General features: G+C 68.8%; 24 protein-coding genes and 4 pseudogenes. 13 read left to right on the top strand and 15 right to left on the bottom strand.

Going from position 1 to position 22,263, the window contains the following annotated elements:
• Positions 1-239: 239 nt before the first annotated feature.
• Entirely contained in the window at positions 240-1,445 is a 1,206-nt protein-coding gene (locus tag ABKA17_RS17725) for a hypothetical protein (RefSeq protein ID WP_353693047.1), read from the top strand.
• 35 nt (positions 1,446-1,480) lie between these two features.
• On the opposite strand, the gene ABKA17_RS17720 is transcribed toward ABKA17_RS17725, so the two are convergent.
• The 6 genes and pseudogenes from ABKA17_RS17720 to ABKA17_RS17695 form a co-directional block, all read right to left on the bottom strand.
• Positions 1,481-2,083 (bottom strand): hypothetical protein, encoded by a 603-nt coding sequence (locus ABKA17_RS17720; RefSeq protein ID WP_353693046.1) that lies wholly within the window; start codon positions 2,081-2,083, stop codon positions 1,481-1,483.
• A gap of 371 nt (positions 2,084-2,454) precedes the next feature.
• A complete protein-coding gene (locus tag ABKA17_RS17715) occupies positions 2,455-3,078 on the bottom strand; it encodes a hypothetical protein (protein WP_353693045.1) in 624 nt (207 codons plus the stop codon).
• Positions 3,079-3,385: 307 nt separating this feature from the next.
• On the bottom strand, positions 3,386-3,736 hold the full coding sequence (locus ABKA17_RS17710; RefSeq protein ID WP_353693044.1) for an ASCH domain-containing protein: 351 nt from the start codon (positions 3,734-3,736) through the stop codon (positions 3,386-3,388).
• Positions 3,733-4,239, bottom strand: a pseudogene (locus ABKA17_RS17705) (hypothetical protein); the annotation flags it as partial. The gene ABKA17_RS17710 and the pseudogene ABKA17_RS17705, both read right to left, overlap by 4 nt.
• Before the next feature lie 245 nt (positions 4,240-4,484).
• The gene (locus tag ABKA17_RS17700) at positions 4,485-6,536 is read right to left on the bottom strand and encodes a hypothetical protein (protein ID WP_353693043.1); all 2,052 of its coding nucleotides are present in this window, start codon (positions 6,534-6,536) and stop codon (positions 4,485-4,487) included.
• A complete protein-coding gene (locus ABKA17_RS17695; protein WP_353693042.1) occupies positions 6,536-7,591 on the bottom strand; it encodes a protein TolB in 1,056 nt (351 codons plus the stop codon). The genes ABKA17_RS17700 and ABKA17_RS17695 overlap by 1 nt, the downstream gene beginning before the upstream one ends.
• A 115-nt stretch (positions 7,592-7,706) precedes the next feature.
• On the opposite strand from ABKA17_RS17695, the gene ABKA17_RS17690 reads away from it, so the two are divergent.
• Together ABKA17_RS17690 and ABKA17_RS17685 are read left to right on the top strand one after the other, a co-directional pair.
• On the top strand, positions 7,707-8,126 hold the full coding sequence (locus ABKA17_RS17690; protein ID WP_353693041.1) for a hypothetical protein: 420 nt from the start codon (positions 7,707-7,709) through the stop codon (positions 8,124-8,126).
• A 124-nt stretch (positions 8,127-8,250) separates the two neighbouring features.
• Positions 8,251-8,376 (top strand): hypothetical protein, encoded by a 126-nt coding sequence (locus ABKA17_RS17685; protein WP_353693040.1) that lies wholly within the window; start codon positions 8,251-8,253, stop codon positions 8,374-8,376.
• Between the two features lie 195 nt (positions 8,377-8,571).
• Here the strand turns inward: ABKA17_RS17685 and ABKA17_RS17680 are convergent, their stop codons facing one another.
• From ABKA17_RS17680 to ABKA17_RS17665, 4 genes are all read right to left on the bottom strand, one after another.
• Positions 8,572-8,892 (bottom strand): transposase, encoded by a 321-nt coding sequence (locus ABKA17_RS17680; RefSeq protein ID WP_353693039.1) that lies wholly within the window; start codon positions 8,890-8,892, stop codon positions 8,572-8,574.
• A gap of 195 nt (positions 8,893-9,087) precedes the next feature.
• Positions 9,088-10,071 (bottom strand): SMP-30/gluconolactonase/LRE family protein, encoded by a 984-nt coding sequence (locus ABKA17_RS17675; protein WP_353693038.1) that lies wholly within the window; start codon positions 10,069-10,071, stop codon positions 9,088-9,090.
• A 301-nt stretch (positions 10,072-10,372) separates the two neighbouring features.
• Positions 10,373-11,422, bottom strand: coding sequence for an aldo/keto reductase (locus tag ABKA17_RS17670; protein ID WP_353693037.1), 1,050 nt, complete (start codon positions 11,420-11,422; stop codon positions 10,373-10,375).
• Positions 11,423-11,632: 210 nt separating this feature from the next.
• The gene (locus ABKA17_RS17665) at positions 11,633-11,917 is read right to left on the bottom strand and encodes an Atu4866 domain-containing protein (RefSeq protein WP_353693036.1); all 285 of its coding nucleotides are present in this window, start codon (positions 11,915-11,917) and stop codon (positions 11,633-11,635) included.
• A 227-nt stretch (positions 11,918-12,144) separates the two neighbouring features.
• Here ABKA17_RS17665 and ABKA17_RS17660 point away from each other — a divergent pair, with 227 nt between their 5' ends.
• The gene (locus tag ABKA17_RS17660) at positions 12,145-12,975 is read left to right on the top strand and encodes a helix-turn-helix transcriptional regulator (RefSeq protein ID WP_502994272.1); all 831 of its coding nucleotides are present in this window, start codon (positions 12,145-12,147) and stop codon (positions 12,973-12,975) included.
• A 167-nt stretch (positions 12,976-13,142) separates the two neighbouring features.
• Here the strand turns inward: ABKA17_RS17660 and ABKA17_RS17655 are convergent.
• Positions 13,143-13,453, bottom strand: a pseudogene (locus ABKA17_RS17655) (transposase); the annotation flags it as partial.
• A gap of 180 nt (positions 13,454-13,633) precedes the next feature.
• Between ABKA17_RS17655 and ABKA17_RS17650 the strand changes: the two are divergent.
• Complete coding sequence (locus ABKA17_RS17650; RefSeq protein ID WP_353693035.1) at positions 13,634-14,296, top strand: HAD family hydrolase; 663 nt, start codon at positions 13,634-13,636, stop codon at positions 14,294-14,296.
• Here the strand turns inward: ABKA17_RS17650 and ABKA17_RS17645 are convergent.
• Positions 14,280-14,711, bottom strand: a pseudogene (locus tag ABKA17_RS17645) (transposase); the annotation flags it as partial. The gene ABKA17_RS17650 and the pseudogene ABKA17_RS17645 overlap by 17 nt on opposite strands.
• Positions 14,712-14,895: 184 nt before the next feature.
• On the opposite strand from ABKA17_RS17645, the gene ABKA17_RS17640 reads away from it, so the two are divergent.
• From ABKA17_RS17640 to ABKA17_RS17625, 4 genes are all read left to right on the top strand, one after another.
• The gene (locus tag ABKA17_RS17640; protein WP_502994305.1) at positions 14,896-15,129 is read left to right on the top strand and encodes a transposase; all 234 of its coding nucleotides are present in this window, start codon (positions 14,896-14,898) and stop codon (positions 15,127-15,129) included.
• 118 nt (positions 15,130-15,247) lie between these two features.
• Complete coding sequence (locus tag ABKA17_RS17635) at positions 15,248-15,697, top strand: hypothetical protein (protein WP_353693034.1); 450 nt, start codon at positions 15,248-15,250, stop codon at positions 15,695-15,697.
• 132 nt (positions 15,698-15,829) lie between these two features.
• Positions 15,830-16,315, top strand: a complete 486-nt coding sequence (locus tag ABKA17_RS17630; protein ID WP_353693606.1) for a GNAT family N-acetyltransferase — start codon at positions 15,830-15,832, stop codon at positions 16,313-16,315.
• A 135-nt stretch (positions 16,316-16,450) separates the two neighbouring features.
• Entirely contained in the window at positions 16,451-16,846 is a 396-nt protein-coding gene (locus ABKA17_RS17625) for an ATP/GTP-binding protein (RefSeq protein WP_353693033.1), read from the top strand.
• An 84-nt stretch (positions 16,847-16,930) separates the two neighbouring features.
• Here ABKA17_RS17625 and ABKA17_RS17620 read toward each other — a convergent pair whose 3' ends face one another.
• Positions 16,931-17,116 (bottom strand): KOW domain-containing RNA-binding protein, encoded by a 186-nt coding sequence (locus tag ABKA17_RS17620; RefSeq protein ID WP_353693032.1) that lies wholly within the window; start codon positions 17,114-17,116, stop codon positions 16,931-16,933.
• Positions 17,117-17,233: 117 nt separating this feature from the next.
• Between ABKA17_RS17620 and ABKA17_RS17615 the strand changes: the two genes are divergently transcribed.
• Positions 17,234-17,596 carry a hypothetical protein gene (locus ABKA17_RS17615; protein WP_353693031.1) on the top strand — a complete coding sequence of 121 codons (363 nt, stop codon included), beginning with the start codon at positions 17,234-17,236 and terminating at the stop codon, positions 17,594-17,596.
• Positions 17,597-17,611: 15 nt separating this feature from the next.
• Here ABKA17_RS17615 and ABKA17_RS17610 read toward each other — a convergent pair whose 3' ends face one another.
• Positions 17,612-18,568, bottom strand: coding sequence for a hypothetical protein (locus tag ABKA17_RS17610; protein WP_353693030.1), 957 nt, complete (start codon positions 18,566-18,568; stop codon positions 17,612-17,614).
• 324 nt (positions 18,569-18,892) lie between these two features.
• Positions 18,893-19,510, bottom strand: a complete 618-nt coding sequence (locus tag ABKA17_RS17605; protein ID WP_353693029.1) for a TetR/AcrR family transcriptional regulator — start codon at positions 19,508-19,510, stop codon at positions 18,893-18,895.
• A 105-nt stretch (positions 19,511-19,615) separates the two neighbouring features.
• Between ABKA17_RS17605 and ABKA17_RS17600 the strand changes: the two genes are divergently transcribed.
• From ABKA17_RS17600 to ABKA17_RS17590, 3 genes and pseudogenes are all read left to right on the top strand, one after another.
• Positions 19,616-21,013 (top strand): MFS transporter, encoded by a 1,398-nt coding sequence (locus tag ABKA17_RS17600; RefSeq protein ID WP_353693028.1) that lies wholly within the window; start codon positions 19,616-19,618, stop codon positions 21,011-21,013.
• A gap of 170 nt (positions 21,014-21,183) precedes the next feature.
• The gene (locus ABKA17_RS17595) at positions 21,184-21,711 is read left to right on the top strand and encodes an aspartate carbamoyltransferase (protein ID WP_353693027.1); all 528 of its coding nucleotides are present in this window, start codon (positions 21,184-21,186) and stop codon (positions 21,709-21,711) included.
• Positions 21,712-21,733: 22 nt separating this feature from the next.
• Positions 21,734-22,084, top strand: a pseudogene (locus tag ABKA17_RS17590) (GNAT family N-acetyltransferase); the annotation flags it as partial.
• Positions 22,085-22,263: the final 179 nt, after the last annotated feature.

Below are 22,263 nucleotides of genomic sequence, written 5' to 3'. Positions count from 1 at the left end.
CACGCCCGTCCACAGCGCGAGTTGTCGGATCGTGACCGTTGGTCGGGGCTGGTGGTCGGCCGTCTGGTCGGGGGCGCTGGGTGAGCTTGCGGCATGGATCTAGCCCACGCCGTTTGTTCAATCGACGCCCCTGTTCGCTGTGCCCCCTCGTATAGGCCACGGAGCGTCGTCGGCCGCGGATGCACGGCGCTTGAGGCATCGCGATGAGCCGCGTCGGGGCGGGGATCCGGCGTGGGGTGATGGCGGCGGATCAGTTCACGCAGATCGCCAATGCTCTCTTCCGTGACGAGCGGCTGTCGTTCAAGGCGAAAGGGCTGTTCGGTCTGATCAGCACGCACCGGGACGGCTGGCAGGTGACCGTGACGGACCTGACGCGCCGCGGCCGCGACGGAGATGCGGCGGTGAAAAGCGGCCTCAAGGAGCTGGAGCAGCATGGCTTTCTGCTGCGGGAACGGGCCCGCAACGAGGACGGCACCCTCGGTCCGGTCGCGTACGTCATCACGGACCTGCCGGGCCTGGAAAGCAGCAGGTCGCAACCGATGTCGGGTTTTCCACCAGTGGATTATCCGACGTCGGGTAATCGCCGCACTAAGAACACCAACCCAAAGAAGACCACTCAGCAGAACACCAGCCCCCTCCGTCCGTGCGAGCCCGGCGACGCCGCACGAACCCCCAGCGGAACACCGGGCTCGGACGCGCCCGCCCCCGTTCTGCCGGGGGATGAACTCCATGCCGGCATCCGCCTGCTGCTGGAGATCGCAGCGAGCTGTCCCGAACTCCTGCTGACCGGGAACGCGTTGCCCGATCAGGGCCGCATCTGCACGGTGATGATGGAGGCCGGTTGGAGCCGCGAGCAGCTGCGGCACGTCATCACCGGACGGTCCTTGCCGCAGCCGGTGCGTACCTCCGTGGGCGCGATCATCGCCGCCCGCCTGCGCGCCGCCCAGGCCTACCCGCCGCCCGCTCTCGCGGCCGACCACCGGCACGACGATGTCCCCGACGCACCAGCGTCGTGGGCGCCGCCGGACGCGCGGACCTTCACGCCATCCGTCACCCGCAGCGTGACCCAGGCCCTGACGTACCGGGCGCTCGTCGAATGCACCGGCTGCGGCCGGCCCGGCACCGCCCCCGGCGAGGATCTGTGCCCGGCCTGCCTCGACTGGCCGCTGTGCCGCACCTGCCCGGGGCCGCCTCCAGGTCTACGACCGCAACTGGACGGTGTGCAGCCAGGAGCCCGAAGCCGGCACGCATCCCACCGACACGCCGGTGACTTTGTACGCGGTCAAGGACGACGAGAGCTGCTGACGCACGTCCGCCTGACGAGGGCGACTTCGTCCACCGAAGCCGCGGCCTCGACACGAGTCGTGAGGCGCGGTGCGGCCGAACGGCCGACGGCGGTGCCAGGAGCCGGAGTTCAGACAGACCTTCGACGCCTACCGCTGTAGCTCGGCATCCAGCCCTGTTTGGCGCAGCGCCCTGGTCATCGCCGGCAGGTCCGGGGCGCCCCCGCCCAGCGGGGAGACGTGCTCCTCAAGCAGCTCAGGTGTGAGCCGACGGCGCCCTCGGCGTGCTCCATGAGGACCGCACGCCCGGGCTTGCCGTACCCGACGTACTCGTCCAGCAGCCTGCGGGCCTCGTCCGGGTCCACGAACCGGCTCATCCCGCAGTCCAGGCCGTCGTCTTGCAGGTCCTCGGGGTACCGGGCGCGGCCCCAGGCGCCGTTGTCGTACCAGTAGACGCAGCCCAGCTCGTTGCCCGCGAGGCGGTCGCGCAGCTCCTTGTAGGGGAGCCAGTCAGGGCCGTCGGCCAGCATGTCGACCGGCGGTTCGTACCACTTGCAGCCGCTCGACTCGTCCTCGCCGTACAGCACGTACCGGCCGTGACCCAAGCGGGAGAACGTCCACCAGGTGCAGCCGCCGTCGTCGAGGTGCAGTCCCTCGTCGTCGATCCAGGTACCGCCGCGGTGACCGGTATCCTCCTCGGCCTTGGTGGTCGCCGAAACAACAGCTGTGAGCGACCACCGGGCCCACAACATCTCGGGCGCCGGAAGATCCTCGGGCAGTCCCGGCCTCTGGATGGTCATCTGTTCTCCCCTTTGTCGATCACGAGCGACCGTACCGTGTGACGAGGACGGTCCGGCGCAGGCAACGAACCCGTCGCGGCACAGGGGAGGCGTGCGGTCCCGGCACCTCATGAGGAGGCGCCGGGACGGTTGACTCCGTGGTCGCGCAGTTCATCCACGGTGGTGCCCTCGCCGGGACGGATGATCTGGCGTTCAATCAGGAACACCACGACCAGCGGCACCTTGCGCAGGACCTCGGCCAGGGCAGGAGCCAGTCTGTCGTCCGGCGTGGCCCTACGCTGGGCTTCGTCGATGATGACGAGCCCGTGGGGCTGGGCGGTGCAACTGGTTTTGACTGCAGTTCCGTGATCGACCAGTTGAGGGTTTTTTGGTCAGTCGAAGGCCACGACGAGTCGGACGGCGTCTTCACCGAAACGGTCCGCCAGAGCTTTCATGACGGCAAATACGTGTGGCCAGTGGGACCTGGGGCCCAGGATGGAACCCGCCGTCAAGGACTCGTACTGGTAATGCAGCTCTCCGGTCTGCCACTCGACGTAGTGGTCGCGTCCTTCCAGTTCGCGCGGGCGTGGACCCACCGCTGCAACCAGCTCCGGGGGCCAATCGGCGGGCACGAGTTGCTGATGCAGCAGTGCCGGCTGCGCCCGGGACGACCACGTGAGCCGGCCAATGTAGTGTTCCGGAGCAGTCGCTGGATCCATTCCCGCGATCTCGGCCCAGCTGACCCAGGTGGCCTCTGTCAGGTGGCCGTCTGCCACCCAAGGCTGCAGCCGCTCGCGTAGGGCGCTCGACAAGTCGGCGGGCAAGCCGCGTTCTGCGGCCAGGGGCGGGTAGCCCGCGTAGTTTCGCACCCCGAAGAGGCATCCGAAGGACGCGTAGTCGGTCTCGTCGTACAGGGGCCACAGATCCATGGCGCCGACCCAGGGTTCGCCCTCGTAGTAGTCGGTGCCGACGCCGGGATGGCGAAACTCGATACCGCCGTGGATGTCCGTACTCACGGCGCCTGACAGTACAACGGCTCGGGGCCACGGGCTTCGGCATTTTGCGATCACGGTTGCTGGCCGATCAGGATGCGGGTCCAGCGACAGTCGAAGGACGTCCGGCCCTTGTGGGTTGAGCGGAAGTGGCATCCTCGCAGCCCGCCGACCTGTACCTGCTCTGCGCTCGCGAGGAGGACCACCGGCCACAGCCCGGGAGATCACGCCCCGCCGGATGCTTCCGCCCCGTCGCTGCAGCCGCGCGTGCGACAGCCCGACGGCGCACCGGCGGGCCATCCAGGCCAGCCGGCTGCTCTTCTCTCGCAAGTTAGGGCAGCGCGATTTCGATGGCGAGGGCGCCGAGGGTTTCCTTGTCGGGTGGGTAGATGGCACGGATGTTGGCGAGTTGTTCGTCGCGGGCGGCGGTGGGGTTGATGTTGGCTGCTCCTTCGCTGTCGAGGAGGGTCTCGAAGTCGGTGTATTCGGTGACCCGGAGGACGGTCACGTCGCAGGTTTCGTCGGTGCCTTTGATGCGGAAGCGGATGGTGTCGCCCGGGCCGAGGTCGGCGAGGTGCGGGTATTTCCCCCGGACTTCGATGGTTTTGGTGCCGGCGGCGACGAGGTCGAAGTACTGGCGGTACAGGTGGAGTTGGCGGACGCGGGTGGGGGCGTCGGTCATGGGGAGGGAACGCTCCTGGGGGCTGGTGCGGTCATGAGGCGGCTGATTTCGGTGGCCGAGTACGAGCGGAAGAAGTGGCGGGGGTCGGACAGCACGATCGCGGTCAGGGCCAGTAGCTGGTCGGTGTAGTCGGTGATGGTGCCGGGCCATTGCCGGGTGTCGAGCATCCAGGGCGCAGCGCCTGCCGGCAAGGTGGCGCGGCCTTCGCGGATGAGGGATTTGGAGAGTTTCGCGCCGGTGTCGGTGACGATCTGGGGGCAGAACAGGCGGGCGGGGAGCTGGGTGCGGGCGAGGCGGGCGGCTTGGAGGGCTTCGTCGATGAGGAGGGAGCCGAAGACCCAGTCGCCGCTTTTGACCATGACGTGCAGGGTGCCGCCTTCTTTGGGGTTGGTCAGGGCGAGTTCCTTGACGAGGTTGCGGTACAGGGTGGCCAGGTCGAGGTAGGGGCCGGAGGTGGGGGTGATGGTGGTCTGGTAGGGGCCGTGGTGCAGGCAGACTGCGGCACGGCGCAGGGCGGCCCGCACCCGGGAAGCCCAGAACACGCCCCTGACGGATGATCACGTGCTTACGGTTTCTACCCTGTCCAGCACGAATACCCCAACGAGACGGCACACCAGCCCCGCCGACCAGCAGAAATCAGGACGGCGGGCCCTCACTGGCGTGCGCGTGCGCGCGGTGACTCGCTTGGTGTTGTGCATGGTGGTCCCCCGTGGTGGTGTTGCGTGTTGTTCGTGGTGGTTGTGGCCTGCTACTGCACTGTCCGCAGGAAGATGTCCGTCACCCCGTTCGTGTCCCCTTCCACTAGATCGGGTGAGACCGACTCGAACGCGACGACCGTGCCGTCGGCGTTGACCGAGGGGTGCTCGGCCGGGAGGTCGTTGCGGCCGCCCCTGCGATCGACGCTGACCAACTGCCTCTTCCCCGTGGCGATGTCGAGGAGGTACACGGAACGGCCCGAGGTGTAGGCGAACTCTGTGCCGTGCCCTGAGATCGAGGGCTCGGTGCCCCTGATCCGGGCCGTGGTGGTGCCGGTGTCGAGGTCCCGTACAGAGACGTATCGGCCCTGCTGGAAGGCGATCGTGCGGCCGTTCGCGCTGAGGGAGGGGGCTGAGGCGTTGTCCGCGACCTTCGAGAGGTCGCCGGTGTCCAGGTCACGGACGTAGAGGTCGCCGCCCTGCTCGAAGGCGATGTACCGGCCGTCGTAGTCGATGGACGGGTTGCCCGCCGGACTGCCCGAGGGCGCGCTGACCACGTCCGTGGTGCCGCCGTCGAACTTGAAGCGGTAGACGCGGGGTTGCGGGTCCGGGTCGGCGTCGGTGGCGGGCAGGGTCGCCGCGTAGGTGATCCATTGGCAGGTGGGGCTGATCTGGGGCCGCCCCATCCAGGTGAAGCGGACGCCCTGGTAGGAGTCCAGCGTGGTGACCTTGCCGACGGAGCGGTTGCGGATGTGGATCTCCGGGGCGCCGTCGGCGACGGACGGGACCATATAGCCCACCATGCGTCCGCTGTAACAGGGGGTGCTCTCCGACGACGGCTTCTCCGTGTCGGAGTTGACCGGGACGACGCGGACAGCCGCGTTGATGAAGACGTCTCCCTCCGAGGTGAAGGTGACGACCTTGTTCTCTCCCATCACCGGGTCGTGGGACGCCCCGGCCGATCCGCCGAGCCGTTCGGTGACGGACGGCATCGGGGCCGGGTTCTTCCGGAGGCCGCCCGAGAAGGCGAACACGTCCGACTGCCGGTTGGTGTCGCCCGGCACCAGGTGGGACTCCGTCGAACTGAACGCCACCACACGTCCCTTGGCGGCCAGCGAGTCGCCCATCACCGTGGCGGTCCACGAGAGGGTGGCCCCTCGCAGCCCCGTCCGCAGGTCACGCACCCGCACGCCGTCCGTGCCCGTGACGACGGCGTACCGGCCGTCCGCCGTGGCCGAGGAGGCGGTTCCGTCGGCCACCCGTCGCGATGTGCCCGTGCTCAGGTCGTGGACGTACACCCCGGTGTTGGCGTTGAGGAGGACCCGGCGGCCGTCCGCCGTGATCCGGATCAGGTGGGCGACACCGAGGTCCGCGTCGACGTGGATGCGCTGGCCTGTCGCCCGGTCCTTGACGAAGACGTCGTTCGGGTCGTCGCCCTCGACGTCCCCCTGGACCGAGTAGGCGACCCGATTGCCGTCACCGCTCACCGAGGCCTTGTTCTTGTTGCCCTCGTCGGCGGTCGAGATCAGCTCCTCGGTGCCGGTCTGCGTGTCCCGGACGTACAGCAGCCGCGCGGTCTGCCCTCCGTTGCGGCCGCCGACGGTGTACGCGACGTGCTTGCCGTCGGGGCTGATCGACTGGGCGCGGCCCAACTCGGCGGAGCCGGGCGGGTCTTGGGGCCACAGCCGCTCCGAACGGCCGGTGGCGCTGTCGTACAGGTAAGGAGCCTGGAAGCGGGTGCCGGCGGAGAAGGCGACACGGCTCCCGTCGGCGCTGGACAGCGGCGCGTCGTAGGTGTGGCCGCTGCCGAGGTTGATCCTGGTCAGGCCGCCGTCGGTCAGGTCCTTCAGGAACAGGCACGGCGAGAGGCGCTCGCAGCCGAGGCTCGGCGCGGTGGACGTGAACGCGACTTGGCGGCCGTCGGCGCTGATCGAGGCCCCGCTCGACGGTCCGTCGGCCTGAGCGCCGTCGGCGGCCGTGCTCACCCGCACGGTACGGGGCTCGTCGGGCCCCTGGTGACGCCGGTCCTGTGCGGCGGCCGTCGGCGTCCAGGCGAGCGCGATCACGACTGCCGTGCCGAGCACGGCTCTTGAGGCGCGGAACATCAGCGTGACCTCCACTGGAAGACGTCGTACTGACCGTTGGTGTCATCGGGGACGACGTCCGCGTCCTCCGTGGAGTAGACGACGGAGCGGCCGTGGGCGGAGACCGAGCCCGCGGTGGCGCTGCCGTGTCCGACGGGGATCTCGTGTCCGCCGCGCAGGCCACGCAGGGTCAGGTTCGCGTCCGCGTCCCGCGTCAACAGTCGCTGCCCGTCCGGGCTGACGGCCAGGACGCGGACGCCGGGGAAGTGCCGGACGCGGCCCGTGCGCAGGTCCCGAACATAGGAGCCGTCGGCCGAATCCATCGCCAGGATTCGGCCGTTGGCGCTCAGCTGGACCACGGTCGAGGGCGTGCCGTCGTCGGCCTCGGTCTGCGCGCCGGTGACGCGGTTGACGACCCACACGTCACCGGTGCCGTTGTCCTGGTAGGCGACCCGGCGGCCGTCGCCGCTGATCGACGGTCTGTCCATGTCCCGGTTGGAGTCCTGCGGGCCCGCGCTGACGGTCTCACGGGTGCCGGTCAGACGGTCGTAGAGGTCGATGCGGGTCGGGAAGTCAGGGTGCCCGAGCCACCGGTAGGCGATGTAGCGACCGTCCTCGCTGATGGTCGGCGAGGACGCGGTGTCCCGGCCGTCGGGGGCCCCGACCCGGATTCTGGTGCCCGTGCTCAGGTCGGACAGAAAGACGTTGATGTTGCGGCTGCCCCAGTCGGTGTACGTGGCCCAGCGGCCGTCGGCGCTGAGCCGGGGCGTGCTCAGCGCCTTCTCGATCTTGGTGACCTCGCCGGTTGTCAGGTCACGGATGTAGGAGTAGGTGCCCGGGCGGCTGACCCCCTCGGGCACCAGGTTGGTGGCCGACGAACGGAACGCGATGTAGCGGCCGTTCGGCGTGGTGACAACCGCACTGGAGGCGCCGTCGCCCTGGGTGCCGTCGGCGGCGGTGCTGACCCGCTCCGCCCGGGGCGCGTGCTGCGCGGCACCGGCGGTCGTTCCGGTGAACGCGAGCAGCAGCGACGTCGATAAGGAAATGCCGGACACGGTCACAGCTCTGCCGGACATGGCTGAAGCCTTGGACATGTTCCCCCTTGTGTTCCCCGTTGACGCATGACCCCCGGCCCCGCGCCGAGGGCTCCCTTCGAGGCAAACGCACCAACTACCACAGGGTCAATCGGCCTTGTTGCGTACAACCCGGACGGAAGGTCACGCGTCCGCGAGAAGAGGCTCGTCCAGGAACGCCCGTACGTGGCCGAGAATCGTCCGCAACCCGTCCCACCCGGGGTACGCGGGCATCTCGTCGAGCCGCCGGACCGGCTCGCCAGTCGGCTTCCGGGCTGTCGTCGGCGGGCATCGGGACCCAGCAGGCCTCGGTGGTGTCGTAGCGCTGGTTCTGCCGGTACTTGGTGGGTTCTGGCACAGATCTTGGGGAGCGGTCGCAGAGCGTCACTGCAGCAGCGACCACGACACCGTCATCGTCCAGCTGGACGGCGCCAAGCGGTGGCGGATCTACGGCACTACCCGCCCGTTCCCGCTCTACCGGGACATCGAGGACCCGGGCGAGGCGCCCACCGAGCCGGTCGCCGACCTGGTCCTGTGACCGGGCGACGTCCTGTACGTGCCGCGCGCCGTTGTGGCACGCGGTCTCTGCCGACCAGGGCACCCGTTCCCTACACGTCAACTGCGGACTACAGACCCACACCGCGACCGACCTGATGACGTGGGTGTCCGAGCAGCTGCTCCCGCACGAGGACTGGCGGCGCGACCTGCCGCTGCTGGACGACCCCGGGCTGCTCGCCCGCTACCGGGCGGCGATGGACGGGCAGGCCGTGGGCCGGATGGTTCTGTGATGCCCGTAGTCGTGTATCCGCCCGACGAGGGACGGTGGCCGGCGGGTGCGGGTGGACGGCGAGATCCTCGGCGGTGCGTGCGGGTTGCGGGATATCGCCGAGTTCCACCCTCGCGGGCGTGGGGAGCGGTGGCTTCTCTTGGGACGTTTGCGGGCTTGGTTGGAAACACCCCCGCGCGGGGGGGCGTGTTCCTTCCTATGGCACCGACCCGGTACCCCACGTCGCCCTGCTTCCCGCACCTGCGGGGTCGGCCCGGTTGTCCTCGGTGAGACGGTCGCGGAAGTCGGCCAGCACGCTGTGGTGGAAGCCGGGGTCGTCCAGTTCCATGGTCATGGCGTACTTGAAGTCGATTCTGGCCCGCACCGCCTCGGCGGCCTGCCGGTCCGACAGCCCGAGCATGAACTGCGGCACGCACACGGTGACGGGCTGGCCGGGCGAGAGGGCCGGGCGCCCGTTGCGCGGGTAGCAGCCGGCGAAGTCCTCGTCGCTCCGCAACCCGTCCAGGCGGTCCCTCACTCACATCGCCGTCGTACTACCCGGGTTGCCCAGCCGTGCGCTCTGCACTGTCTGGAGTGGGACCTGCTCACCGGAACGAGGATGGAGCGACAACGGGCACCTCGACGTCTGCACGGGCTCGTGGAACACCCCCAGCACGCGCCCACCGATCACCGCGGCGCACCGGAGGACTCCAAGATCACTGGCAGGGTCGAGTTAAGGGTTCCGCTCGGCGGGGACGGCTGCGTTCAGTGGCACGGCGGAGAGGGTGAAGGGGAGTATCTCGGGCGGGAGTCCGTTGATCCAGCGGTTGTACTGGCTGTTGACGACCAGTGCCCGGTCACGGGCGAGGGAGATGGAGCTTGGGTGGTAGAAGCCGCCGGGTGCGAGCAGCCGGCTCGTGTAGCGGCCCTGGGTCAGGTTGGGGGACATGGCGACGATGGTGACCTGGGGGGTGAGGCCGGGGATGTTGTTGATGTTGCCCTGGACCACATACAGCCGCCCGTCGCGGTAGGCCAGCCCGTCGCCGTTGGGGAGGCGGTGGCCGCCGAGGTCGACCTGGAGTGCCTGCCGGGTGTGCCGGTCGATGCGCCACAGCTGTCCGGTGGAGCTGTTGACGGTCAGTAAGTGGCCGCCGACGCAGGTGATGCCGTTGAGGTTGTGCTTGCCCGCGATCCATTCGACGGGGGTCGCGGTGACGTCGAGCCAGCGTTCGAGGTGTGGGCCGCTGCTGGAATCGGTGAGTCGGTAGACGACGGGCCGGAAGGAGTCGGTGACGTACGCGCTGCCGTCCGGCGCGACGGCGATCTCGTTGACGAAGCCGCCGTCCATGCCGTGCAGCAGGGCCAACAGTGCGCCGCGCTCGGTGTCGTACACCCGCACGGTGGCGGTGTCCGCTCCGCCGACGATGAGTCGTAGGGCGGAGTCGATCGCCATCCCGGACGTGGTGCTGCGGCCATCGGTGCCATGGGCCGACCACGGGCGCAGCGCGGGCTGGGTCAGGTGACCGCGGTAGAGGGTGCCGTCCGCGGCGCTGCCGACATAGAGGTGTCCGGTGCGCGCGTCGTAGGCATGTCCGCTGGGGAAGGCCCGGTCCCCGGGAAGGACGTACTTTGCCGGCAGCCGGCCGGGACCGGGCGGCGCGCTGCCGCCGGCCGCCGCGTTGGTCGGCGACGTCCGGGTCCAAGCCGTTGCGGACATCGCGGCTGCGGTGCCGAAAGCGGCGGTCAGCATCCTCCGCCGTGACACAGGGTGTTGTCCCATCAGATGCTCCGTCTCGTCGGGGCCGGGCACGCTCGTGGCCGGCCGGTGGGGGCCAGGTCGTCATGGCCCGGCGGGCGGCGGGGCTCCGACGCCCCGTCGTTCCAGGGGACTTGATAGGAGAGTGAACGACATGTAGGTGACGGAGATCGCGGAAGTTTCCCCGCCGCCTCGACCCCGGTGTGTCGATGGCGTCGGCGAGGGCGCCGATGGCCGACGCCGGCAGTGCGACAGGCGCGGTTCACCCTGCATTTCGAACCTTGGCCGGGCCGGTTCCCGCACCGGTGGCGGTGATGGCGGCGCCGATCTCGTCCAGGTCGGCGGCGGTCACCTCCAGATCCCCCGCACCGATCCAACCGTCGACCTGGGAGGCCGTGCGCGCGCCCACGATGGCGCCGCTGATGCCCGGCCAGGCCAGTACCCAGGCAATGGCGACCTCGGCCACGCTCACCCCGTGTCGCGCGGCGATCGGCCTCAGCGCGCCGGCGAGCTGGAGGTTGGCGGCCAGCCCGGTGGTGAAGTCGGCATGCGCGGACCGCCAGTCTTCGGTGCCCAGCGACGCCGCCCGCTCGGCGGTGAACGCGCCGCTCAGCAGTCCGGACTGCATCGGCGAGTAGGCGATCACGCCGGTGCCGTTGGCGGCTGCCCATGCGACTTCGGGCGCGGCCGACCGGTTGATCGCCGAGAACGGCGGCTGGATCGCGTCCACGTGCGCGATCTTCTCGGCCGCCTCCAACTGCGCCACGTCGTGGTTGGACAGGCCGATCGCACCGACCTTGCCTTCGGCCTTCAGGTCGGCCATGACCTGCCAGTACTCCTCCAGCGCAGTGGCGTTGGGCGATACCGCGCCGGAGCCGTCCCCCGCGTACTCCAGGGACTCGCCGGTGTCGGGCCAGTGCACTTGATACAGGTCGATCCGCTCCACGCCCAGCCGCCGCAGCGAGTCCTCGACCTCGCGGCGCAAGCTGGCGGGCTTCATGATCCGCCGGGGCGCGGCCGACGGGTTGTCCCGGTCCCACACCAGGCCGGCCTTGGTGAAGACGTAGGGCTTCTCGGAAAGGTTCGCGATCGCCTTTCCGACCAGCTCCTCCGCGTGGCCGAGGCCGTACACGGCGGCGGTGTCGATCCAGTTCACGCCCGAGGCGATCGCGTGCCGGACAGCCGCGATCGACTCGACGTCGTCGGTGTCGCCCCAGCTGAACCTCCAGCCGGACCCGGCCACCACCCAGGATCCGAACCCCACCCGGGTGATCTCCATCCCGGTACGGCCCAGCGTTTGCTTGGCAAGCATGGCTCTCCTTCTCTTTCCACGGCAGTGGACGGCCGCGGATTCCCGGCATGCCGGACGGCTTCCAGCCGGATCGGCCACATGACCTGGACCGCGTTCTCGCGCCCTCTGACGGATGAATGACACGTGGTTCCACCCCGGTTACGGCAAGCGCTCCGCCCTCGGCGCCGAGCGCCCGCACCTGGCCGGGTGGCAGGTGCGGCTGGCAGCGCGTCAGCGCCACAGCTGGTAGCCGCTGAGTTCCAGGTAATGAAAGTTGCCGACGATGCCGCCTTCGGCCTTGGCGCCGTTGTCGACGCTCAGGTGGAAGCTCTTCTCGCGGACCACATAACTGCCCTTATAGGCCGCCCGGGTGCCGTTGAGGTCCTCCTCGAAGGCGCGGTCACGGTCGAGCCGCAGGACGAGGTCGCCGTCCGTACTGGCCCAGGCGCCGACAAGCGCGGCGGGTATGCCCTTGCTCCCCGGCGTGCCCGAGGTGCTCCGCGGGGGCGTGCCCAAGATGCTCTGCGCGGGCGTGCCCGCTGACGTCGGGGCCGGGTGGCCGCGTCCCTCGGGGTCCCGGTCTCGGCGCTGCAGGCCGTGAGGGCGATGAAGACGGCGATCACGACGGCTTTGTGCTTCACGCCGACCACTGTCGGCCGGGCCGCGCGAGCCGTACCAGGGCAGGCCCATCCTGGGGAAAAGCTCCCCACCCTGGCGGGGTGGTATCCGCCCATAATGAGGGTGTGGATCGACGGACAGAGCTGAGCATGTTCCTGCGCTCGCGGCGGGACCGGGTGACGCCGCAGGAGGTCGGGCTGGCCACACACGGCCGGCGCCGGGTGCCGGGCCTGCGCAGAGAGGAGCTCGCCCACCTCGCCGGGGTGAGCGTCGATCACTATGTACGACTGGAGCAGGGACGCAATCCCCACGTGTCCGAGCACGTGCTCGACGCGATCGCCCGGGCCCTGCGGCTCAGCGCCGACGAGACCCGCCACCTGCGCAACCTGGCCCGTCCCGAGCGCAGCCGCGTCCAGAAGGAGCCAGTGGCCGGCGTACGTGCCTCGTTACGGATGCTCCTTGACACCCTGGCCGGACCGGCCTACATCGTGGGACCGCGCGCGGAGTTCCTCGCCTGGAACGACCTGGCCAGGGGCGTGTTCGCCGACTTCCCCACGCTGCCGGCAGCCGAACGCAACGCCGCCCGGCTGGTCTTCCTCGACCAGACCTTCCGCCAGCTGTTCGGGCAGAGCCTGCCGCGCAAGTGTGCCGACAGCGTCGCCTACCTGCGCCTGAACGCCGGCCGGCACGCCGACGACCCGCAGCTCATCGAACTCATCGGCACGTTGTCCCTGCGCAGCCAGGAGTTCCGCCAGTTATGGGCGCAGCAGGACGTCAACGACAAGTCGCACGGCCGCTACCGGCTCGACCACCCGCTGGTAGGACCGCTCGACCTGCACTACGAGGCCGTGGACGTGGCCGGGACGGGCAACTGGAAGCTGATCGCCTACTCGGCCCAGCCCGGCTCCCCGTCCGCCGACGCGCTGCGACTGATTGGCAGCTGGATCTCCAACTGATCCGCCCGTCATCTCCAGAACGACCGCACGGCCGCCCGCCTCGCCTCCGCGAGCCCCACGCGCAGGCGTACGAGCCAGGTGCATAGATGGTGTCCCTCGTCGTGGTGATGGGGATCAACTGGCGGACTCGTGCGTGGTGTTGGGTAGCGCAGGGGCGCATTCGGGGGCTCGGTGTAGAGCTTGTCCATGCTGCCTTCGGGGACGTAGCGGCGAGGAAGGCGATCCATTCATCGTGCATCTCGACGAGCACGGCGGTGACAAGGAGCAGGAGTGCGTCGTCGTCGGGGAAGACCCTGGACGACGTCAGTGCGGCACTTGATCTCGCGGTTGATCCGTTCCAGTGGGTTCGTCGACCGGATCTTCTTCCAGTGCCGGGGCGGGAAGCCGCGAACGCGGTGAGGTCCTCCTTCGCCTCCAGCAGCGTTGCTTTGACCTTGGGAAACGGCTGCCCGAGCATGTCGGCGACGGTGTCGAGCTGGGGGCAGCACGATGTCGAACCTGACCCGGGCCCAATCACCGTCCAGGCTGCGGCCGTGAGGTGTGCGAGTGCCTGCCGGTTGCTCTACGAACTCCTTGACCTGGGATTCCTAGGGCGTGTAGCGGAAGCAGGCGGGGCGCCCCGATCTGGCGTTTCGCGCGGTAGTGGCATCCTTGGCCGGTGTTCTCATCCGATCATGCGGGCGCCGTGTTCTTTGATGTCGATGGCACCCTCGTCCCAGGTACGAGTTCGTCGGTCTATCTGGCTGGCTTCCTTGGCCATCGGGATGAGTTGGCCAAGGCGGAGGACGCCTACGCCTCCGGCGCCGTGGACAATCGGCAGGTCTCCGAGCTGGATGCTGCGGGCTGGGCCGGGGTTCACGAGGCCCAGGTTTCTGGCTGGCTCGACGGTCTTCCCTTGGTCTCGGGCATCACGGAGACCGTGGCCTGGTGCTGGCAAAACGGGTTGGTGCCCGTACTGGCAACCCTCGCCTGGTCGCCAGTTGGCAGCTACCTCACTGACCGCTTCGGCTTCCACGCGTTCAGCGGACCTCGGCTGGAGACCGTCGGCGGCCGGTTCACGGGGCGGGTCGCCCGTCACTTCGACGAGTACGGCAAACGAGATTTCGCCCTCGCGCAGGCGCGAGAGCTGGGGCTGGTTCCCCGCTCGTGCGGGGCAGTCGGAGACAGCCGCTCCGACCTGCCACTGTTCGCATCCGTCGGGTTGAGCGTGGCGTTCAACGCATCGGCAGGAGCGCGCGAGGCGGCGACCGTCACGGTGGACGACGACGACTTGCGGGGCGTGCTTCCCATCTTGAGTCGCCTGGTCACAGCCACTCGTTGATGGCCGCGACAAGGACGGTCGCTTCGTAGCGAACCGCGAACTTGTCGTACCTCGTAGCCACGGACTGGTGCCTTTTGAGACGGTTGATGCCGCATTCGAACGCGTGCCGCTCACGGTAGTCGACCGCGTCGAACTTCGGCGGCCGACCGCCGCGGGAGCCGCGCTTCTTGCGGTTGCGGGCCTGGTCGGCCTTGTCTGGGATGGTGCAGAGGATGCCGCGTCGCCGCAGGTCGGCGCGGTTGGCGCGGGAGGAGTACGCCCTGCCCGCACGGACCCGCAGCGGCCGGGAGCGGGGCCTGCCCGGCCCCAGGCGAGGAACCCGGACACGACCCAGGACGACCTCGAACTGCGGGGAGTCACCTCGCTGCCCCGCGGTGATGACGATCGACATGGGCTTTCGCCGCTGCTCGACGGCCCTACAAGCCCTATCTGAAGCGTCGGTTCGCTGCGGGATGCACGAACGTCACCCGCCTGCATCGCGAGCTGATCGCTGAGAACGCGCCCGTCACCTATCAGATGGTCCGCGCCTACATTGCCACCCTGCGCGCCGCACCGCCGCAGGCACCACCCCCGCCGCCAACCGTGCGGCGGGTCACCGGCTGGGGCCCACGCTCCCCGCATGGATCGAGGCCGTCGATGCCAGCCAACTGCCCGGCCTCACCAACTTTGCCCTCCACCTGCTCCGAGACCTTGATGCGGTGACCGCCGGACTCACCCTGCACTGGAGCTCCGGTGGCACGGAGGGCGCCGTGAACCGCATCAAGAAGATCAAGAGGCAGGTCTACGGCCGTGCCGGATTCGAATTGCTCCGCAAGATGACTCTGCTCCAATAGGTCGCGCCCCGACTCTTCAGCCCCCTGGTCACGTCAGCGAGTGTGGTGGGCTGAGAAGATCATCGCGAGACCACAGACTCCATCTGCCGCGAAGGATAAAATGTCGGAGAGAGCGCCCATGGACCGGGCCGAGGAGCGACTTCAACATGAGCTGAGCCGTGGACAGCAGCCCCTCACCGAGATGGACTTGGACGAGGTGTGGCTCAGGTTCGTGCGCTTCGGCTCCCAGCGCTTCGACACCGCGGACACACCGGACGCTGATGGCCTTCTCTTCCAGTACGGGACTCACGCCTTTGAGGGACCACCGGTCTTCACGCTGGACCTGGTCCGACAGTTCGAGATCAACGACGCATCCGGCGAGCATGATCATTACATCCAGCTCCACTGCGAACTGCGGTACGAGCCAGTCCCTCAACTTCGGGCTCTGGGACACTTCGAGACCTGGTTCTTCCACGACACGGACGACGAACTCGACGCCTGGGCAGTCTGCCTTGGCCGCCAGGAATTCTGGCCGATCGTCCGCAACTTTCACCCCCGGGAAATCCGGGTCTACCAAGAGCAGGTGTGATCACGGCCGCGAAGCGACCTGCCTTGTGACGCTCCGCGACCGCTCTCCAAGATCTGTGCCAGAGCCGAGTTTCGATGTCACTCGAGGGCGCGGGCAGAGCGTCGATAGAGTGTTGCCGTGCCGTACTCGCCGATGCCGCTCCAACTCGAAACCGCTCGATTGACGTTGCGGCCGTGGACCGAGTCCGATGTCGATGCCCATCGCACGCTCGTCTCCGAACGGGGCGATGGCATGCCATCGATCGAGCACAACCGGCGGATGATCGAAGAGCAGCGCACTGCGTCAACACTGACAGGAATTGCTCTGCTGGCCGTCATCCGCCGCAATGGGGGCGACTTCATCGGGTATTGCGGGCTCACCGTCGGTCGGGCTTCCGTCGACGAGCCCGAGATCGCGTACGAGTTGTTCCGGCGCGTTCACGGACAGGGCTATGCAACGGAGGCGGCCTCCGCCGTGCTCGACGCCGCGATCGCGACTGGGCGGGGGCGGCTCTGGTCGACAGTGCGTCCCTGGAACGCGCCATCGTTTCGCGTCCTCGAAAAGCTCGGGTTCGAGCGCGACCATGTCTCGGCGGATGACCGTGGCGAACTGGTGTGGCTCACTCGCTCCCTGCCGTAAGGGGCACGTTCCGGTCGCCTGAATGCGACCGGACACGTAACCCATCGGACCTGGTCGACCGCAACGGGACCGCAGGTCTCCATGAAACTCACCGGCCCGAAGGTCGCCAGTCCGTGCCCCGTAGGGACCTACGTGGTGGGTATGCCGACGTGGATGTGGGTGGAGCCCACCGAGACCACCTACGGGCCGGCCACCGCCACGGCCACCGCAGGCGCGGTCACAGTCACCGCCACCGCCGAAGTGACCTCCATCCGCTGGGACATGGGCGACGGTCAGGCCCCCGTGGTCTGCCACGGCCCCGGCACCGGCTACCAGCCCTCCCTGGGCATAACGGCGTCCCCGGACTGCGGTCACCTCTACCAGCACCCGTCCACCAGCGAGCCCTCCCACCGCTACACCGTGACCGCGACGTCCACCTGGACCATCACCTGGCAAGCCGAAGGCGCCATCACCGACCAGGGCGAGTGGACCGAGACCCGTACCAGCGAGCAGACCATCGCCGTCGGCGAGGCCCAAGCCCTCACCTCCTGAGCCCGGTTCGCCAGCCACGGTCACAACCGTCCCCGGCCCGGGTCGGGGAGCGAACGCGACCGGATCAGACCGTGAGGAGCAAGATCAGGTGACCTTCACGACATCCGTCAAGGGGATATCGATCCTGGTCGCGTCGCCGAAGATGTCCACCGTCAACTCGACACGGCCCCGAACATGGTCAACAGCCACGACAGGGCTCGTGAAATCTGTGAACGGTCCCCCGGTAATCCGCACGTCAGTCCCGACCTGGATGTCCATCTCGTGCGACACACCAGCCCCCTTTGCACTGCTACTTCGATCAGCCATTGCTGACAGAAGCCAACCTACCTTCGGCGGTAAGCACCGAGCGGGCTGGGGGCAGGCTGCGATGGGTGCGGTTCTCAAGAAATGGTTGGGGATTTCAACAAGCTGAAGTTCGCGGAGCTGGAGTTGAGGCTCGAGGTCGGCGCCGATGGGGAGATCAGCGGTGAGTTGGTGTTCACCAACTCCTTGAGCATGGACATGGTCGGGCAGGTGTCGGGTGACTCGCCGGTGACGCTGACTCCTACCGGCAAAGGCCGGCCCGGCACCTCCATCGCCGACTCCCACTATGAGTACGACGGCAGGGTTCTGCGTCACTGGGAGAACGGCATCAACCAGCGGATGACGCTCGCCGGGACCGTGCTGCGCGCGGCGGACCACGGCAGTGGTGCCAGCTTGGCCCGGGCGGGTCAGACGGCCGGTTTCCTCGCGGTGAAGCGGGACGCCTGACCCGGCGCCGAGCGGTCAGAGCTCGCCGTGATGGATCGGGAAGCGGGCCGGTTCCCGGACGCCCGCCCGCTTCAGATCCTCGACCGTCGACTCCATGGCACTCAGACTCGATTGCAACTCATCGGCCTCAGCACTGCCCGGCCGGGCCCGCAGCGCGAGATGGACCACGGGGTGATGTCCGTGGCCGTGCCCGCCCTCTGGTCCGCTCCAGGGCGGGTCGAAGCTCCATGGCACCGGCCCCTGCAGGTCGTTGGCGGCCATCCAGTCGTCGATCCGGGCGTCCACCCAACCGTGGATGTTCCAGAAGAGCGGGTTCACGTGGGAGGAGTAGGTGTCGCCGAGCCAGTTGTAGGCGGAGTCGTCCCATTTCGGATTGACGTTGAACGCGTCCCCGCCGGGCCGGTATTCGGGCATCTGTGCCGACCAGCGCATGTGCAGCGCGTTGTGGATGAAGAACTCCACGGCGGCGCCGAGGCGGCCGAGCGTGATCTGGCGCAAGACCGCCGGGTCGGTGACCTGGGTCTCCACTGCGTGGATCTGGTCGTACCCCGCCTGCGACTTGACGTCCAGGAGACCCTGGGTGCTGCCGGGGCCGCCCGGCAGCTCGTACGCCGGCGGGACCGGAAAGGCGGGGTCGCCGGAGGCCGGGATCGTCGCCCAGCCCTGCACATGGGGGTGCTGAGGGTCGCCCGTCTCGGCCAGGATGTGGTTGACCTCGGCGATCATCTCCCGATGCATGTACAGGAAGTCCTCGCCCGAGCCGTTGTCGAGCTCCACCGGCCTGTTCCCGGTTGCCGGGTCCCTCGGTCCGCGGGACGCGCGGGGCGGCACCCAGCCGTGGTCGCTGAAGACTTCTTTCTCCGCCGGAGTCAGAACTGCCCACGAGTCCCGTGTCAGGTGCCACAGCATGTGGTGCAGGCGCATGGCGCGGTCGGCCATGGCATCGATGACGGGTTTGGGAAAGGCACTCATGTGCGCTCGACCTTCCTGAATTCCTGAAGTCGGCGAGGTTGCTTGCGCAACAGCACGGCCACCGCAGGGCGCGTACGGCAGCGCGGGACAGGGGGCGCGTAGGGGCAGGCACGCGAAGTGCGCGCACGTCGCACAGTGCGCCGGAGGCTCAACGGCGGGGCGTCCGAGGCAGCGCTGGCAATCACCTCGCAGCGCACACGGGTGCACCCACGCTCGAGAGGTCCTAAAGAGACGGCGGTGTGAGTTGTCTCAATTCCACTGTGCGACGTAGCGCCTGATCACGCATCTGGGCGTCGGCGCGTTGCAGATCCTCGTGTCCGGTGGCTACTGGGGGGCGCCGTCGGTCTCGGGTACCGGTGTGCCCGGGGGTGTGAAGGCGGCGAGCACTGTGGCGGTGATGTGGTGGCTAGCGTGCTCGGAGGTGAGGCGGCCGGCGCGGATTTCCTCTGCCGCACTGTGCATGACCGTGTGCAGGACATTGACCATCCACGCGATCGGCAGGTCCGTACGGAAGGCTGCCTCGGCGCGGCCTCGGGCGACCAGCGTCTCGACCCGGGCGGCGGGCCCGGCATGCAGTTCGCGGATGCGCCCTGCGGGAAGTTCGCGTTGAGCGGCGGCGAGCAGGGCGCGTGCCTGGTCCACCAGGTGCCAGCCGGCCTCGATGTACTGGGCCAGAGCGAGCAGCGGATCACCGGTCAGGTCGACCGCGTCCAGTACTTCGTTGCCCCGGTCGATGGCGCGGCTCATCGCCGCGTCGACGACCTCTGCCCGGGAGCTGAAGTGCGCATACAGCGTCACCCGGCCCACGCCCGCAGCCCGCGCGATCTCGCTCAGGCTCGCCTCCGGGTTGCGTCCGAGGCATTCGGCCGCTGCCTGCACGATCGCGTCAATGCTGCGCAGCGCGTCAGCGCGCTTGGTCGCCGTGGAGTTCTTGCTGCCCATGCGCCCACAGTACACCAGCAAGTCGTACAACACTGTTTGGTTTATACCCCCCGGGCGTATAACGTGAACATCCTTGTACGACTTAGTGAGCGAGGGGTGAGCGTCATGAGCGACACGGAAACCGCCACGACACGCGCAGCGGAGGCACCGCATCCGCTGCGCTGGACAGCCCTGGGGCTGCTGGGGCTGGCCCAGCTGATGCTGATCCTCGACATCACCGTCGTCGCGATCGCCCTCCCCGACATGGGTGCCGAATTGGACCTGGGCCGCGCGGCCTTGACCTGGGTGGTCAGCGGATACGCCCTTACGTTCGGCAGCCTGATGCTGCTCGGCGGCCGGGCCGCGGACCTATTCGGCCCCAAGCGGGTCGTCCTGGCCGGGCTCGCGGTATTCACCACCGCGTCCCTGGCTGCTGGACTCGCCACCGGCGCCCCGCTGCTGCTGGCGGCACGGATCGCCCAGGGGGTGGGCGCCGCGATGCTCTCGCCCGCCGCGCTGTCCGTGGTGGTGCGGCTGTTCGACGGCGACGAGCGCAACCGCGCGCTGGGCATCTGGTCGGCGCTCGGGGGCGGCGGCGCCGCCCTCGGCGTACTGCTGGGCGGGCTAATCACTGCAGGTCCGGGCTGGGCCTGGGTCTTCTTCGTCAACGTCCCCGTCGGCCTGGCCGTCCTCGTCTCGCTCGCCCGGATCCTGCCGAGCCTGCCCCGCGCGGGCACCGGCTCCCTCGACGTACCCGGTGCTGCTCTGGTCGCCGCCGCGACGGGCGCCCTGATTTACGCTCTGATCCGTGCCGGCGACCACGGCTGGCTGAACTTCGTCACCGTTGCTCTGGTCTCCGCGTCGGCAGCCGCCTATGCGGCTTTCGCTCTCTGGCAGCGCCGGGCGGCGGCACCGCTGATGGATCTGCGTCTGCTGGGCCGACGCCCGGTGATGGCGGGCACTTTCGTGATCGCCGTCACCACGGCGCTGATGGTGGGGGCCTTCTTCCTCGGCTCGTTCTACCTCCAGAACCGCCAGGGCCATGGTGCCCTGATGACGGGCGTGTTGTTCCTGCCGGTGGCGCTGCTGACCATGGCCGCTGCAGCAGCCTCCGGCCGCGTGATCGGCCGTTGGGGAGCTCGGCCGCTGGCTGTGCTCGCCCTGGCCGTCGCGGCCGTCGGGTTCCTTGTTCCGGTGCTGTGGGCCGGAACGGCGGCGATGGTCACCGGCATGAGCGTCGCCGCGGCGGGACTGGGCGCCCTGTTCGTCGTCGCCTCCGCCACCGCACTCGCCAGCGTTGCCCCCCATGAAGCCGGTGTGGCGTCGGGCATCGTCAGCACCTTCCATGAGTTCGGTGCCTCGGCCGGCGCCGCGGCCGTCTCCAGCGCCGCCGCTACGAGCATCGCCGCCCACACCGGTGCCCGGCGTGCCTCCGGCTTCGACGACGCGTTCCTCGTCGCCACCGGCATGGCCGCGGTCTCCGCGGTCATCGTCATGTGGCTGATCCCCGCCAAGCAGCAGTAGGCCCACGCCCAAAGGCCGGCAGGGGTCGGCGCGCCCAGCGCGTCAACAGCCGCGGCGCAGCCGAAGCCGAAGACCCGCCCCATGCACCCCTGCCGGCCACGGCATCACAACGATCCCCACAACGGAAACGGGCGTACCGCACGCCCTCGACGTGCTCACGGAGGCACTGGATGAAGTACGGCAAGCGTCGGCTGCTGACGGTCGGCATCACCGCGGCAGGTGTAGGCGCGGCACTGGGCGCAGCCCTCCTGATCGGCGGCCCCCAGCAGGGCGGAGGCGAGGCAAGGACAGGGCGGCAGGAGGCAGTCGCCGAGCGCGGTCGGACCGTGATGCCCTTCGACCTCGAACAGACCACCCACCACTTCACCCCCACCGAGACGGGCGGCGTCCAGGACGTCGTCGCCGACCAGTCCGACGATGCCACGCAGGTCAACCTCATACGCACCCACCTCCAGCAGGAGGCCAAAGCGTTCAGCCAGGGAGACTTCGGCGACCCCGCGCAGATCCACGGCGACAGCATGCCGGGGTTGACGGAACTGGAGGGCGGCTACAAACGCATCGAGGTCCGCTACCGGCAACGGCCCGACGGCGCCACCCTCACCTATGAGACCGAAGAACCTGCCCTGGTCGACGCCCTGCACGACTGGTTCGAAGCACAGCTCAGCGACCATGGCGACCACGCCGAACCAGGCCACTGATCAACGACACCAGCAGCACGCCATGCCATCAGGCGCAACACACACGATCGGAGTGGAACGCTTGGACGACGCGTACGAGCTGAGCGTGGGCGTACCCACCGTCGAGGTCTTCCGCCGCCTGCGCACCGACGCCGGCCTCTCGGACAAAGCCCCAGAAGCAGTCGCACTCGCCCTGCCCAACACCTGGCACGGCGTGGTCGTTCACCACGAAGGGGAGCCCGTCGGTATGGGGCGGGTAATCGGTGACGGCGGTACGGTGTTCCAGATTGTCGACGTCTGCATTCACCCCGCACACCAGGGACGCGGCCTCGGTAAACGCATTATGGCCGCCCTCACCGAGGAACTGGAGCGCCGGGCACCCGCCACCGCCTACGGGCCTTCCCCCGTGATGGTGGACACGCTTCGTTGATCACGCGGCGAGCGTGAGCTTAGCCGTGTGGTGTCGGTGTTCGTATTCGTTGGGGCTGAGGTGGCCGTTGGCGGAGTGTCGACGGCGGGTGTTGTAGCGGGCCAGCCAGGCAAATACCGTCCTTCTGCAGGTGGCGGCGTCGC

Origin of the sequence: Streptomyces sp. RG80 (assembly GCF_040446465.1) — a bacterium.
Lineage (GTDB): Bacteria > Actinomycetota > Actinomycetes > Streptomycetales > Streptomycetaceae > Streptomyces.
This window is presented reverse-complemented; position numbering and strand designations above follow the sequence as displayed.

Bases quoted from the DNA above. Each gene is read 5' to 3' on its own strand.
- ABKA17_RS17725 (WP_353693047.1), top strand. From the start codon at position 240: ATGGCGGCGGATCAGTTCACGCAGATCGCCAATGCTCTCTTCCGTGAC.
- ABKA17_RS17720 (WP_353693046.1), bottom strand. From the start codon at position 2,083: ATGACCATCCAGAGGCCGGGACTGCCCGAGGATCTTCCGGCGCCCGAG.
- ABKA17_RS17710 (WP_353693044.1), bottom strand. From the start codon at position 3,736: ATGACCGACGCCCCCACCCGCGTCCGCCAACTCCACCTGTACCGCCAG.
- ABKA17_RS17700 (WP_353693043.1), bottom strand. From the start codon at position 6,536: ATGTTCCGCGCCTCAAGAGCCGTGCTCGGCACGGCAGTCGTGATCGCG.
- ABKA17_RS17695 (WP_353693042.1), bottom strand. From the start codon at position 7,591: ATGTCCGGCAGAGCTGTGACCGTGTCCGGCATTTCCTTATCGACGTCG.
- ABKA17_RS17675 (WP_353693038.1), bottom strand. From the start codon at position 10,071: ATGTCCGCAACGGCTTGGACCCGGACGTCGCCGACCAACGCGGCGGCC.
- ABKA17_RS17670 (WP_353693037.1), bottom strand. From the start codon at position 11,422: ATGCTTGCCAAGCAAACGCTGGGCCGTACCGGGATGGAGATCACCCGG.
- ABKA17_RS17635 (WP_353693034.1), top strand. From the start codon at position 15,248: ATGGACCGGGCCGAGGAGCGACTTCAACATGAGCTGAGCCGTGGACAG.
- ABKA17_RS17630 (WP_353693606.1), top strand. From the start codon at position 15,830: ATGCCGCTCCAACTCGAAACCGCTCGATTGACGTTGCGGCCGTGGACC.
- ABKA17_RS17615 (WP_353693031.1), top strand. From the start codon at position 17,234: ATGGTTGGGGATTTCAACAAGCTGAAGTTCGCGGAGCTGGAGTTGAGG.
- ABKA17_RS17610 (WP_353693030.1), bottom strand. From the start codon at position 18,568: ATGAGTGCCTTTCCCAAACCCGTCATCGATGCCATGGCCGACCGCGCC.
- ABKA17_RS17605 (WP_353693029.1), bottom strand. From the start codon at position 19,510: ATGGGCAGCAAGAACTCCACGGCGACCAAGCGCGCTGACGCGCTGCGC.
- ABKA17_RS17600 (WP_353693028.1), top strand. From the start codon at position 19,616: ATGAGCGACACGGAAACCGCCACGACACGCGCAGCGGAGGCACCGCAT.
- ABKA17_RS17595 (WP_353693027.1), top strand. From the start codon at position 21,184: ATGAAGTACGGCAAGCGTCGGCTGCTGACGGTCGGCATCACCGCGGCA.